General features: G+C 74.0%; 11 protein-coding genes. 9 read left to right on the top strand and 2 right to left on the bottom strand.

Translation table 11 applies throughout. The annotated features are described in order from the left end of the window. The gene (locus tag ACX9I7_RS05655) at nucleotides 1-507 is read right to left on the bottom strand and encodes an Lrp/AsnC family transcriptional regulator (RefSeq protein WP_126914994.1); all 507 of its coding nucleotides are present in this window, start codon (nucleotides 505-507) and stop codon (nucleotides 1-3) included. Nucleotides 508-677: 170 nt separating this feature from the next. Between ACX9I7_RS05655 and pdhA the strand changes: the two genes are divergently transcribed. The 9 genes from pdhA to ACX9I7_RS05610 all read left to right on the top strand — a co-directional run bounded on the left by pdhA (nucleotide 678) and on the right by ACX9I7_RS05610 (nucleotide 10,643). Then, the gene (pdhA, locus tag ACX9I7_RS05650; RefSeq protein WP_459386685.1) at nucleotides 678-1,847 is read left to right on the top strand and encodes a pyruvate dehydrogenase (acetyl-transferring) E1 component subunit alpha; all 1,170 of its coding nucleotides are present in this window, start codon (nucleotides 678-680) and stop codon (nucleotides 1,845-1,847) included. Next, nucleotides 1,844-2,890, top strand: coding sequence for an alpha-ketoacid dehydrogenase subunit beta (locus ACX9I7_RS05645; protein WP_189455601.1), 1,047 nt, complete (start codon nucleotides 1,844-1,846; stop codon nucleotides 2,888-2,890). Before pdhA ends, ACX9I7_RS05645 begins: the two co-directional genes overlap by 4 nt. Next, nucleotides 2,890-4,332 (top strand): dihydrolipoamide acetyltransferase family protein, encoded by a 1,443-nt coding sequence (locus tag ACX9I7_RS05640; protein ID WP_387577373.1) that lies wholly within the window; start codon nucleotides 2,890-2,892, stop codon nucleotides 4,330-4,332. Before ACX9I7_RS05645 ends, ACX9I7_RS05640 begins: the two co-directional genes overlap by 1 nt. Nucleotides 4,333-4,382: 50 nt before the next feature. Continuing rightward, nucleotides 4,383-5,240: an NTP transferase domain-containing protein gene (locus ACX9I7_RS05635; RefSeq protein WP_387577375.1), complete on the top strand. Its 858-nt coding sequence runs from the start codon at nucleotides 4,383-4,385 to the stop codon at nucleotides 5,238-5,240. Between the two features lie 659 nt (nucleotides 5,241-5,899). Continuing rightward, nucleotides 5,900-7,273, top strand: a complete 1,374-nt coding sequence (locus tag ACX9I7_RS05630) for a molybdopterin molybdotransferase MoeA (protein ID WP_452672847.1) — start codon at nucleotides 5,900-5,902, stop codon at nucleotides 7,271-7,273. Next, a complete protein-coding gene (locus tag ACX9I7_RS05625; RefSeq protein ID WP_459386684.1) occupies nucleotides 7,270-8,334 on the top strand; it encodes a potassium channel family protein in 1,065 nt (354 codons plus the stop codon). The genes ACX9I7_RS05630 and ACX9I7_RS05625 overlap by 4 nt, the downstream gene beginning before the upstream one ends. A 78-nt stretch (nucleotides 8,335-8,412) precedes the next feature. Continuing rightward, the gene (locus ACX9I7_RS05620) at nucleotides 8,413-9,390 is read left to right on the top strand and encodes an NAD(P)H-quinone oxidoreductase (RefSeq protein WP_126914988.1); all 978 of its coding nucleotides are present in this window, start codon (nucleotides 8,413-8,415) and stop codon (nucleotides 9,388-9,390) included. A gap of 106 nt (nucleotides 9,391-9,496) precedes the next feature. Next, entirely contained in the window at nucleotides 9,497-9,985 is a 489-nt protein-coding gene (locus ACX9I7_RS05615) for a hypothetical protein (RefSeq protein ID WP_387577380.1), read from the top strand. 97 nt (nucleotides 9,986-10,082) lie between these two features. Beyond that, complete coding sequence (locus tag ACX9I7_RS05610) at nucleotides 10,083-10,643, top strand: bacterial proteasome activator family protein (RefSeq protein ID WP_387577382.1); 561 nt, start codon at nucleotides 10,083-10,085, stop codon at nucleotides 10,641-10,643. A 164-nt stretch (nucleotides 10,644-10,807) separates the two neighbouring features. Here the strand turns inward: ACX9I7_RS05610 and ACX9I7_RS05605 are convergent, their stop codons facing one another. After that, nucleotides 10,808-12,586: a Stk1 family PASTA domain-containing Ser/Thr kinase gene (locus tag ACX9I7_RS05605; RefSeq protein WP_459386683.1), complete on the bottom strand. Its 1,779-nt coding sequence runs from the start codon at nucleotides 12,584-12,586 to the stop codon at nucleotides 10,808-10,810. Between the last annotated feature and the right edge of the window lie 158 nt (nucleotides 12,587-12,744).

Below are 12,744 nucleotides of genomic sequence, written 5' to 3'. Positions count from 1 at the left end.
CTAGCGGCCGTCGTCGAGCGGGCGGTCCTCCTTGAGGTCCGTCTCCTCGAAGACCAGCAGCGTCCGCGTGCTCAGCACCTCTTCGATCGCCTGGATACGGCTCAGGACGAGCTCGCGCAGGGCGCGGTTGTCCTTGGTGTGGACGAGCAGCAGGACGTCGAAGTCCCCGCTCACCAGGGCGATGTGGGCGGCACCCGGCAGCTCCCGGAGCTTTTCGCGGACCGTGCGCCAGGAATTCTGGACGATCTTCATCGTGATGTAGGCCGAGGCGCCGTGTCCGGCCCGCTCCTGGTCGATCCGGGCGCCGAACCCCTTGATCACCCCGTCGTCGATCAGCCGGTTGATCCGCGCGTAGGCGTTGGCCCGCGACACGTGCACCCGCTCGGCCACGGACCGTATCGAGGCCCGGCCGTCCGTCTGGAGCATGCGCAGGATCGAGCGGTCTATGTCGTCGAGCGGGCGGGCGGGCGGTCTGCCGCCCGAAGTGGCCATCTGTTCGTCCGGCATACCGCCATGCCTCCCCTTCATGGACGTCCTGCCCATATCTCAGGTTGTGGAGAACCGTTTGTCCACAGGCTTGGGTCGCCTGTAGCCAAAAAGTGCCGACGACCGAACAATCGGTAGGGAGAGCGCAGGACGCTTTCCGGTCAAGCTCGTCCCAAGAGGAGGTGCTCGCCATGACGGTTCTGGAGCAGCCCGGCTCGTACCGGCCCACCCCGCCCCCGGCCTGGCAACCCCGTACCGACCCCGCGCCGCTGCTGCCCGACGCGGAGCCGTTCCGGGTGCTCGGCACCCAGGCCGCCGGCGGGTGCGATCCGGCACTTCTGCTGCGGCTGTACGGGCAGCTCGTGCGCGGCCGCCGCTACAACACGCAGGCCACCGCGCTGACGCGGCAGGGCCGGCTCGCCGTCTACCCCTCCTCCACGGGGCAGGAGGCCTGTCAGGTCGCGGCGGCCCTTTCCCTGGAGCCGAGGGACTGGCTCTTCCCCAGCTATCGCGACACGCTCGCCGCCGTCGCCCGCGGCATGGACCCCGTGCAGGCTTTGACCCTGCTCCGCGGCGACTGGCACACCGGCTACGACCCGCACGAACACCGCGTCGCCCCGCTGTGCACCCCGCTGGCCACCCAGCTGCCGCACGCGGTCGGGCTCGCGCACGCCGCCCGTCTCAAGGGCGACGACGTCGTGGCCCTCGCCCTGGTCGGCGACGGCGGCACCAGCGAGGGCGACTTCCACGAGGCGCTGAACTTCGCGGCCGTCTGGCGGGCCCCCGTCGTCTTCCTCGTGCAGAACAACGGCTTCGCCATCTCCGTGCCCCTCGCCAAGCAGACCGCCGCCCCCTCCCTGGCGCACAAGGCCGTCGGCTACGGCATGCCCGGCCGGCTCGTCGACGGCAACGACGCGGCCGCCGTCCACCAGGTCCTCACCGAGGCGGTCCACCGTGCCAGGTCCGGCGGCGGCCCCACCCTGGTCGAAGCCGTCACCTACCGCGTCGACGCCCACACCAACGCCGACGACGCCACCCGCTACCGCAGCGACGCCGAGGTCGAGACGTGGCGCGCCCACGACCCCATCGCCCTGCTGGAGCGCGAGCTGCGCGACCGCGAGCTGCTGGACGACGCCGCCATACGGGCCGAACAGGACGCCGCCGAACGCATGGCGGCCGATCTCCGCGAGCGGATGCACCAGGACCCGGTGCTCGATCCGATGGAACTGTTCACGCATGTTTACGCCGAGCAGACTGCCCAACTGCGCGAGCAGGCAGCACAATTGCGTGCTGAGCTGACCGCCGCGGGAGAGCTCCCGGGCGCCCGCGCGGGCGGCCCCCAGGAAGGAAGCCAGCGATGACCACCGCGCCCGTCGAAACCGGCCGGAAGCCCGCCAGCATGGCGCAGGCGCTCGGGCGCGCGCTGCGCGACGCCATGGCCGAGGATCCCGCGGTCCACGTCCTCGGCGAGGACGTCGGCACCCTGGGCGGCGTCTTCAGGATCACCGACGGGCTGGCCAAGGAGTTCGGCGAGGACCGCTGCACGGACACGCCCCTGGCCGAGGCCGGCATCCTCGGATCGGCCGTGGGCATGGCCATGTACGGGCTGCGGCCCGTCGTGGAGATGCAGTTCGACGCCTTCGCCTACCCCGCCTTCGAGCAACTCGTCAGCCACGTCTCCAAGATGCGCAACCGCACGCGCGGAGCCGTGCCCATGCCGATCACCGTCCGCGTCCCCTACGGCGGCGGCATCGGCGGCGTCGAGCACCACAGCGACTCCTCCGAGGCCTACTACCTGGCCACCCCCGGCCTCCACGTCGTCGCCCCGGCGACCGTCGCCGACGCCTACGGGTTGCTGCGCGCCGCGATCGCCTCCGACGACCCGGTGATCTTCCTGGAGCCCAAGCGGCTCTACTGGTCCAAGGCCGACTGGGACCCGGACCACCCCGACGACGTGCCGGGCATCGGCAAGGCGGTCGTCCGCAGGCGAGGCACGTCCGCGACGCTCGTCACCTACGGTCCGTCGCTGCCCGTCTGCCTGGAGGCCGCCGAGGCGGCCGTGGCCGAGGGCTGGGACCTGGAGGTCGTCGACCTCCGTTCGCTGGTCCCCTTCGACGAGGAGACCGTCTGCGCGTCCGTACGGCGGACCGGGCGCGCGGTGGTCGTCCACGAGGCGACCGGATTCGGCGGCCCTGGCGGGGAGCTGGCGGCCCGCATCACCGAGCGCTGCTTCCACCACCTGGAGGCACCGGTGCTGCGCGTCGCGGGCTTCGACATCCCGTACCCGCCGCCGATGCTGGAAAAGCACCATCTGCCGGGCGTGGACCGGGTCCTGGACGCGGTGGCACGGCTGCAATGGGAATCGGAATGGACCCCTGACGAGGATGAGAGTGGTGCGCGCTGATGGCGGTGGTGCGCGAGTTCACGCTGCCCGACCTGGGCGAAGGCCTCACGGAGGCGCAGGTCGTCCGCTGGCTGGTGAAGGTCGGCGACGTGGTCGCCGTCGACCAGCCCGTGGTCGAGGTCGAGACGGCCAAGGCGATGGTGGAGGTGCCCTGCCCCTACGGGGGCGTGGTCACCGCCCGCTTCGGTGAGGAAGGGGAGGAACTGCCCGTCGGAGCACCGCTGCTGACCGTGGCGGTCGGGGAGGCGGCCACCACGGCTCCGACGGCTCCCACGGGCGGCACGGGCAGCGCGGCCGCCGGGTCCGCGGCGAAGCCGGCCGGCCAGGCGGGCCCCGAGGCGTCCCCGGCGGGCGGCGGCGAGGCCACCGGGGCCAGGGCCAACGGCGAGGAGGGCTCGGGCAACGTCCTGGTCGGCTACGGCACGCAGGCCCCGGCGGCGCGCCGCCGCCGGGTCAGGCCGCCGGCCCGCGAGACCGGACGCCCGGCCGAGCGGGCACCGGCGCCCACGGCCGTGGCGGTGATCTCCCCGCTCGTCCGGCGGCTCGCGCGGGAACGCGGCGTGGACCTGACCCGGGTCCGGGGCACCGGCCCCGACGGGCTGATCCTGCGCGCCGACGTCGAGGAGGCGGCACTCACCGCGCTCACCGCGCAGGCCCCCCGCACCGCGCCGGTCGGCCAGACGGCGCGGCACACCGCCCGTCCCGAGACGGCCCGGCCAGCCCGCCGCGCCTCCGGCGGGCGACGGGTGCCCGACGGCCTGCGCGTACCGCTGCGCGGCGTACGCGGCGTGGTCGCCGAGAAGCTCAGCCGCAGCCGCCGCGAGATACCCGACGCCACGTGCTGGGTGGACGCGGACGCCACCGAACTGCTGGCCGCGCGCCGGGCGATGAACGCCTCCGGCGGCGCCAAGGTGTCCCTGCTCGCCCTGCTGGCCCGGATCTGCACGGCGGCGCTCGCCAAGTACCCCGAGCTCAACGCGACCGTGGACACCGAGGCCCAGGAGATCGTCCGGCTGCCGGACGTCCATCTGGGCTTCGCCGCCCAGACCGATCGCGGCCTGGTCGTGCCCGTGGTGCGTGACGCCAACGCGCGCAACGCGGTCGAGCTGTCCGTGGAGATGGCCCGGCTCACCGAGGCCGCGCGGGCGGGCAAGATCAGCCCGGCCGAGCTGGCTGGCGGCACGTTCACCCTCAACAACTACGGGGTGTTCGGCGTCGACGGCTCCACGCCGATCATCAACCACCCCGAGGCGGCCATGCTGGGCGTCGGCCGCATAGCCCCCAAGCCCTGGGTGCACGAGGGGGAGTTGGCCGTGCGGCACGTGGTCCAGCTGTCCTTCACCTTCGACCACCGGGTGTGCGACGGCGGCACGGCGGGCGGCTTCCTGCGGTACGTGGCGGACTGCGTGGAGCAGCCGGCGGTGCTGCTGCGGACGGTCTGACCGGGGTGGGCTGAGCAGGGCCGCCGGGTCGGTGTCGCCATACTCGACGGGTGACGGTTTTCGACGCGGTAGTACTGGCCGGCGGCGCCGCCCGGAGGCTCGGAGGAGCGGACAAGCCCGCCGTGCGGGTCGGCGGCCGGGCGCTGCTCGACCGCGTGCTGGGCGCCTGCGGCGACGCCGGGCGGACGGTGGTGGTCGGCCCCCGGCGGCCCACGGTCCGGCCCGTGACCTGGGCCCTTGAGGACCCGCCCGGCGGTGGGCCCCTCGCGGGCCTCCACGCCGGGCTGCGCGAGGTCCGCGCGGAGCGGGTGCTCCTGCTCTCCGCCGACCTGCCGTTCCTGGCGGCGGGAGCGGTGCGGGGGCTGCTCACGGCCCTCGACGAAGGCGCCGACGGCGTCGCGGGGGCGGAAGGCGCCGTCCTCGTGGACGGGGACGGGCGGGAGCAGCCGCTGGTCGCCGTCTACCGGGCGGAGGCGCTGCGGCGGGAGCTCGGGCTGCTCGTCGCCGAGCACGGCACGCTCGTCGGCCTGCCGCTGCGGATGCTCACGGGCGAGCTGTCGCTCGCCCGGCTGCCCCACCCCACCGCCTCCTTCGACTGCGACACCTGGGAGGACATCAGCGAGGCCCGCGCGCGCATCAGGGACGATAGGCATGTGCTGGATGAATGGATCTCCGCGGTCAAGGCCGAACTGGGCATCGAACTCGACGTCGACACGGCCGGCCTCCTCGACCTCGCGCGTGACGCCGCGCACGGCGTGGCCCGCCCCGCCGCGCCCCTGACGACCTTCCTCGTCGGATACGCCGCAGCGCTGCGGGGCGGCGGCCCGGAGGCCGTGGCCGAGGCGGCCCGGGTGGCTGGTGCGCTGGCCGAGCGGTGGGCGGCGGAAGCGGACGGGAAGCCGTCATGAGCGGGCGCGCGGGTGGTGGCCGCGACCGGGACGGCGAGGACGCGCTCGAGCGCGCCACGGCGGAGGCGCTGGCGCTGCTCGCGGGGCAGTCCCGGGCGCCCCGGGGCGGACGTCCCGGGCATCCGGCGGAGGCGGCTCAGGCGGCCGACGCGGCTGGGGCGGCCGGGGTGGCTGGGGTGGCCGGGGTGGCAGAGGCCGCCGGGGCGGTGGCCCGGGGGCGAGACGAACGGTTCCGCTTCGACTTCGACGCGGATCCGTTCGCGGAGCCGTTCGTACCGCCCGCAGCGGAGCGGGGGGTGGATACCGGGCGGCTCGATGTGCCGTTCGCCGGGGTGCGGTTCTACGACACGTTGTTCGCCCCCGACCCTGCGCCCCGGGCCCCCTTTGCCGGCAGCTCCGCGCCGACCGTGCGGATCCCCGTGCCCAGTACGGAGCCGGATGCCCGGACCGTAGCCGCGCACGGAGCCGAATGCCGCTCCGCCGGTGCGGCTTCGCCCGCCGATCAGCCCGACGCCGATCAGCCCGACGCGGCTCCGGCCGACCGCGGCCGCGCGGCGGCGAAGCGGAAGAAGCGCTCTGCTTCTGCCGGGCGCCGTCGTAGTGCCATCGTTTCCACCGACGCCGAGTCCGTCGATCCGCCCGGTTCCGCTGCCGCGCCGGTGGATGCCGCCTCCGCCCGTCGCGGCGCTGCCGCCGCGTCCCCTGACGCCGGGCCCGCCACCCCTGCGGACCCCGCACCGGCGGACCCCACCCCTGCGGATCCCGACCCCGCCCCCGGCGCGCCCGCACCCGAGGAACCCGCCCCCCGCGCCCCGAAAAGCCACCCCGCGCATCCGCCCGCCACCCCCTGGGACGTCGCGCGGAACGTTGCCGGGTGGGCTGCGGTGGGGCGGAAGGAAGCCAAGACCCGAGTGGTGCCGCTCGGTGAGGCCCTGGGGCAGACGCTTGCCGGAGCGCTCGTCGCGCTCACCGATCTGCCCTCGTTCGACACCTCCGCGATGGACGGCTGGGCCGTCGCCGGGCCCGGGCCCTGGCGGTTGCCCGGCAGCGGGAGCCACCCCGGCATCCTCGCCGGGCAAGGCGGTGACGTGCGGCTCGGCGACGGCGAGGCCGTCGCGATCGCCACCGGGGCGCGGGTGCCCCCCGGCGCCACCGCCGTGCTGCGCAGCGAGCACGGCGTCGTGCGGGCGCACGGGGAGCTGTACGCCGACCGGCATCTGACGCAGGGGCAGGACGTGCGGCCCCGGGGGCAGGAGTGCCGGGAGGGGGACGAGTTGCTGCCGGCCGGGGTCGTCGTGACGCCCGCCGTGGTCGGGCTGGCGGCGGCCAGTGGGTACGACGAGCTGCCGGTCGTGCCGCGCCCCCGGGTCGAGGTGCTCGTCCTCGGGGACGAGCTGCTCCGCGAGGGGCTGCCGCACGACGGGCGGATCCGGGACGCGCTCGGGCCCATGCTCGGCCCCTGGCTGAGCGCGCTCGGCGCCGACGTCGTGGCGACGCGCCGCCTCGGCGACGACGCCTCGGCGCTGCGCGCCGCCCTGGAGGCGTCGGACGCCGATCTCGTGCTGACGACCGGCGGCACGGCCGCGGGGCCCGTCGACCATGTGCGACCCACCCTGCGCCTGCTGGGCGCCGAGCCCCTGGTCGACGGGGTAGCGGTGCGTCCGGGACATCCGATGCTGCTCGCGCGCCTCGCGTCCGGCCGGCATCTGGTCGGGCTGCCCGGCAACCCCCTCGCCGCCGTCGCGGGACTGCTGACGCTGGCCGAACCGCTGCTCCGCGCGCTCGCGGGCCGTCCCGCGCGGCGGCCGTGCCGGGCGCCGCTCACCGAGGACGTGCCCGGCCACGCCACCAGCACCCGGCTCGTGCCCGTGGTCCGCACGCCCGACGGGTACGCCCGGCCGGTGCGCTTCCACGGCCCCGCCATGCTGCGCGGCCTGGCCGCCGCCGACGCGCTGGCCGTCGTACCGCCGGGCGGGCCGGGCCCGGAGGGCGAGGCCGAGCTCCTCGCCCTGCCCTGGGAGGGCGACCGGTGAAGCTCCCCGAGCACGAGCCGCAGGACGAGCGGCACACGACCGACTCCCGCGTCCGCCTGCCCCGCTACACCGTCGCCCCGATACGGCAGGTGGGCCGGCGACTGCTGCTCGCGCTGCTGGTCATGGTCGCCACCGTCGCCATCGTCTACGGCGACCGCGGCGGCTACCACGACAACGCCGACGACGGCGTCGGCTTCCTCGACGCCGTCTACTACGCCACCGTCACCCTGTCCACCACCGGATACGGCGACATCGTCCCGTACAGCGACAGCGCCCGGCTGTCGAACATCCTGCTCGTGACGCCGCTCCGTGTCCTGTTCCTGATCATCCTGGTCGGCACCACCCTCGAGGTCCTCACCGAGCGCACCCGTGAGCAGTGGCGGCTGGCCCGCTGGAGGTCCGCCTTGCGCGAGCACACCGTCGTCGTCGGCTTCGGCACCAAGGGCCGGTCGGCCGTGCAGACCCTCTGCTCGGGCGGGCAGGCCCGGGAGAAGGAACGGATCGTCGTCGTCGACCCCAACCCCAAGGTCGTCGAATCGGCCACCGCCCTCGGTTACGCGGGCGTCATCGGCGACGCCACCCGCAGCGACGTCCTGCTGCGCGCCGAGATCCAGAAGGCCCGTCAGGTCATCGTCGCCACCCAGCGCGACGACACGGCCGTCCTGGTGACCCTCACCGCCCGCCAGCTCAACCGTGGCGCCAAGATCGTGGCGGCCGTGCGCGAGGAGGAGAACGCGCCGCTGCTGCGGCAGTCCGGCGCGGACGCGGTCATCACCAGCGCGAGCGCCGCCGGGCGGCTGCTGGGCATGTCCGTGATCAGCCCCAACGCCGGGACGGTCATGGAGGACCTCATCCAGCAGGGCAGCGGCCTCGACCTCGTCGAACGCCCGGTGGTCAAGGCCGAGGTGGGGCGGAGCGCGCGCGACACCGACGACCTGGTCGTCTCCGTGCTGCGCGGCCACCGGCTGCTCGGCTACGACGACCCCGAGGCCGGCACCCTCAAGGCCACGGACCGGCTGATCACGATCGTCCGGGCCCGCCCGGCCACGCCGGAGGAGTGACCGGTTCCGCCGCGCGCGACGGGACGAACCGTCCCGCGTACCCGGGGAGTCGGCGTCCCCCGGAGTAGCCTCGCGGTCATGCATGCGATCACCATTCCCGTACCCGGCGGACCCGAGGCCCTGGTCTGGGCCGAGGTCCCCGACCCCGCGCCCGGCGAGGGGGAGGTCCTGGTCGAGGTCGTGGCCGCCGGTGTCAACCGCGCCGATCTGCTCCAGCGGCAGGGCTTCTACGACCCGCCCCCCGGCGCCTCCCCCTACCCCGGGCTGGAGGTCTCCGGCCGGATCGCCGCGCTCGGCCCCGGCGTGAACGGCTGGACCGTCGGCGACGAGGTGTGCGCGTTGCTGGCCGGCGGTGGTTACGCGGAGAAGGTCTGCGTCCCGATGGGGCAGTTGCTGCCCGTGCCCACCGGCATGGACCTCGTCTCGGCGGCGGCGCTGCCCGAGGTCACGGCCACCGTCTGGTCGAACGTCTTCATGATCGCCCACCTGGGGCCCGGTGAGACCTTCCTGGTCCACGGCGGCGGCAGCGGCATCGGCACCATGGCCGTGCAGCTGGCCAAGGCGGTCGGCGCGCGCGTCGCGGTCACGGCGGGCGGGGCGGAGAAGCTGGAGCGCTGCCGGGAGCTGGGCGCGGACATCCTCATCGACTACCGCGAACAGGACTTCGTCGAGGAGCTCCGCAAACTCACCGGCGGCATCGGCGTGGACGTCGTCCTCGACATCATCGGCGCCAAGTACCTGGAGCGGAACCTCGACGTCCTGGCCGTCAACGGCCGGCTCGCCATCATCGGCCTCCAGGGCGGCCGCAAGGGCGAACTGGACCTGGGCAAGCTGCTGGCCAAGCGCGCGGCGATCACGGCGACCTCGCTGCGCGGCCGCCCGCTCGCCGAGAAGGCCACGATCGTGGCGGCGGTGCGCGAACACGTGTGGCCGCTGATCGCGGGCGGCCGGGTGGGGGCGGTGATCGACCGCACCATGCCGATGACGGACGCGGCGGCCGCCCACCGCGTCGTGGAGGACAGCGCGCACGTCGGGAAGGTCCTGCTCACCCTCTGACGTCCTGAGCGTTCACCCTCGTACGCCGCCCAGCGCGCCCCGTGCCCGGTGGCGTGTGAGGGTGGAGGGGTCCGTAGGGGGGTCTCCCGTACGGAGGTCGGCGACCATGAGCACCGGACCGCGAAGGGCGTTCCTTTTCGGCCTGACGATATCGACGGCGCTGGCACTCCCCTCGCCGGCGTGGGCCGACGACCGGGAGCCGACGGCCCCGGCGCCCTCGGTCCCGGCCGTGGCCACGACGACCACGGTGTTCCCGTCCGCGCCGCCCTCCCCGGTGGCCGGTCTGCTGGCAGGCACCGTCGCGGGCGAGGGGCGGGGGCACCCCGGCCGTACGGAGATACCGCCGTCCGCACCCGCCGGAGCCTCGCCCTCCGTGTCTTCCACGTCGGGCGGGACACCGGCCACGGCCGAGGGGCACCGGGCGCCCCAGCACTCGAACGCGCCGGGCGGCGCCGCTCCCGCGCCGGGGCGGCGGGAGGCCGTCGAGACGGACCGGGAGACGGAGCGGGTGATGCGGGTGCTCCCGCTGGGCACCGGCATGACGCTCACGGGGCTGGGACTGGGCTTCATCGCCCTCCGTTTGCGGCGCAGATAATCCGAAACACCGGTCGCTTCCGTGCGCCCCCTACGGTGGATCAGGCGTGTACGAGGGCATCAAGAGGGGGAAATCACCTGTGCGAGAGAATGGCGGCATGGATATGCCGAGGAATGAACGGTCGCAGGAGAGCCCGCACGTCCTGGTCGTCGGACCGGACGGCATGGCTCTCGGCAGCGCCAGCCCCGGCGGCGGGGAGGGCGAGGACGAGCCGCGCGAGGTCCCGGTGACGGAGATGGTGGAACAGCCCGCCAAGGTCATGCGCATCGGAAGCATGATCAAGCAGCTGCTGGAGGAGGTCCGGGCGGCTCCTCTCGACGAGGCGAGCCGGGTCCGCCTCAGGGAGATCCACCACAGCTCGGTCAAGGAGCTGGAGGACGGCCTCGCGCCCGAGCTGGTGGAGGAACTGGAGCGGCTGTCGCTGCCCTTCACCGACGAGACGATCCCCACCGAGGCGGAGCTGCGGATCGCGCAGGCCCAGCTCGTCGGCTGGCTGGAGGGGCTCTTCCACGGCATCCAGACCACGCTCTTCGCCCAGCAGATGGCCGCGCGCGCCCAGTTGGAGCAGATGCGGCGCGCCCTGCCGGCCGGCGTCACCATCGACGACGACCACGAGGGCCCGCAGCACGGCGGCGCCCGCTCGGGCCCGTACCTGTAACCGCGGACCGGTAACCGCGGACCGGTAACCGCGAACCTGTAACCGCGAACCGGTAACCGCGAACCGGTAACCCGTACCTGTGATGCGGTCCTGTGATCGCGGTCCCTGACACGCGAAGGCCGGCCGGCACATCCTCTGTGCCGGCCGGCCTTCGCGTCACGGCGTCAGGAGCCGGACTCGCCCGTCGAGACCGTCAGGACGAACTGGTCGGTCTTCGGGTCGAACGGGTCGCCCGACTGCGGCTGCTGGGTCATCACGGTGCCCTTGCCCCAGGTGCTCTCGTTCACCTTGTCGACGCGGTACTTCCAGCCCGCCGCCTGCATGCACTCCTTGACGGAGTCGATGTAGATGTACTTGAAGTCCGGGGAGCTCTTCTTCGACTTGTCCTGGAAGCTGTCGTACGCCTTGGTGCACTTGTCCGGCTCGATGGTCTTGGACTTGTCGCCTTCCTTGACCTTCGCCTGGGCGCCGCCCGCGGTGCCGTTCGCGTTCCCGTTGGCGTTGCCGTTCCCGTTGCCCTTGCCCGTCCCGCCCGTGTTGCCGCCGGCCGAGCCGCCCGAGGTGTTCGCGCCGCCGGCCGAGCCGCCGGTGGTGCTGCCGTTGCCGCCGCCGGGGTCGGCGGGGGCCGGGGCGGCCGAGCCGCCGCCGGTGCCGCCCGCGTTGGTGTTGTCCTTCTCGTGCCCGTTGAGCGCGATGGCCACGATCACGCCGATGACCGCGAGCACGGCGACGACGCCCGAGCCGATGAGCACCGACTTGTTGCTCTTGCCGCCGGAGCCCGCGCCGCCGCCCGCACCGACGGGCGCCGAGGGAGCCGCGTAGGCGGGCGTCTCCGCGTACGCGGGCGTCGCGTAGCCCTGGGGGCCCGGAGGGGGCGTGGAAGGCCCGTAGCCGCCGTTGTAGGGGCTCGCGGGGGCCGGGTGGGGCTGGTACGGGGTCTGGACGCTCTGCGGCCCCGGAGCGGGCGTCTGGCCGTCCACGGGAGGGAAGACCGCCGAGCCGACGCCGGCGCCACTGCGGGCCGGCGGGCCGCCCGCGATGATGATCGGCGCGGGCGCCGTCTGGGCGGTGCCCGCGACACGGGCGCACTCGTCGCGCATGGCCTCGGCGCTCGGGAAGCGCTCGTTCGGGTTCTTCTTCAGGGCGCGCATGACCAGCGCGTCCACGGCCGGCGGGATCGAGCGGTTGATCGTGGAGGGCGCGACCGGCTCCTCCTGGACGTGCGCGTAGGCGATCGCCAGCGGGGAGTCCGCGTCGAAGGGCAGCCGGCCGGTCAGCAGCTCGAAGAGCATGATGCCGACCGAGTAGAGGTCGGAACGGGCGTCGACGCCGCGGCCCAGGGCCTGCTCGGGCGAGAGGTACTGCGGGGTGCCGACGACCATGCCGGTCTGGGTCATGGAGGTGACGCCCGACTGCATGGCGCGGGCGATGCCGAAGTCCATGACCTTGACCACGCCGCGCTTGGTCATCATCACGTTGCCGGGCTTGATGTCCCGGTGGACGAGGCCCATCTCGTGGCTGACCTCGAGCGCGGCCAGCACATCCGCTGTGATCTTGAGCGCTTTCGCGACGGGCATCGCGCCGTACTGGGCGACGTCCGCGTCGAGCACGGAGCGCAGCGGCTGGCCCTCGACGTACTCCATGACGATGTAGGGCATCGTCGAGCCGTCGAGGTCGTCCTCGCCCGTGTCGAACACCGAGACGATGTTGGTGTGCGTGAGCTTGGCCACGGACTGGGCCTCGCGGCGGAAACGCTCGCGGAAAGAGGACTCGCGGCCCAGCTCGGTGTGAAGGGTCTTGACCGCGACCTGCCTGTCGAGCACCGTGTCGTAGGCCAGGTGCACCGACGCCATGCCGCCCTCGCCGAGCAGGTCGCGCAGCTGGTAGCGGCCCCGGCCGACAGATCGTCCCGCGTAGCGGCCCTGAGCGCCGTCCTGGCTCATGGTGTTGCTTCCCCCTCGGCCTCGGCGCGCTGCCTGGCAGTACTGGCGTCGCTGGAGTGGTTTCGTGACGCGCCCGGGGCGCGTGGATCCAGCTGTTCTCCGACGTATCCCGGCCAAGTCTGCCCGAGGCGCCGGGCACGTCAAGCCGCGTGCCCGTT

Source organism: Streptomyces sp. L500, assembly GCF_054551825.1.
This window is presented reverse-complemented; position numbering and strand designations above follow the sequence as displayed.

What these genes read in the sequence shown, in the direction of transcription:
- ACX9I7_RS05620 (WP_126914988.1), top strand. Translation starts at nt 8,413, where the DNA reads ATGCATGCGATCACCATTCCCGTACCCGGCGGACCCGAGGCCCTGGTC.
- ACX9I7_RS05655 (WP_126914994.1), bottom strand. Translation starts at nt 507, where the DNA reads ATGCCGGACGAACAGATGGCCACTTCGGGCGGCAGACCGCCCGCCCGC.
- ACX9I7_RS05640 (WP_387577373.1), top strand. Translation starts at nt 2,890, where the DNA reads ATGGCGGTGGTGCGCGAGTTCACGCTGCCCGACCTGGGCGAAGGCCTC.
- ACX9I7_RS05615 (WP_387577380.1), top strand. Translation starts at nt 9,497, where the DNA reads ATGAGCACCGGACCGCGAAGGGCGTTCCTTTTCGGCCTGACGATATCG.
- ACX9I7_RS05610 (WP_387577382.1), top strand. Translation starts at nt 10,083, where the DNA reads ATGGATATGCCGAGGAATGAACGGTCGCAGGAGAGCCCGCACGTCCTG.
- ACX9I7_RS05645 (WP_189455601.1), top strand. Translation starts at nt 1,844, where the DNA reads ATGACCACCGCGCCCGTCGAAACCGGCCGGAAGCCCGCCAGCATGGCG.
- pdhA (WP_459386685.1), top strand. Translation starts at nt 678, where the DNA reads ATGACGGTTCTGGAGCAGCCCGGCTCGTACCGGCCCACCCCGCCCCCG.
- ACX9I7_RS05605 (WP_459386683.1), bottom strand. Translation starts at nt 12,586, where the DNA reads ATGAGCCAGGACGGCGCTCAGGGCCGCTACGCGGGACGATCTGTCGGC.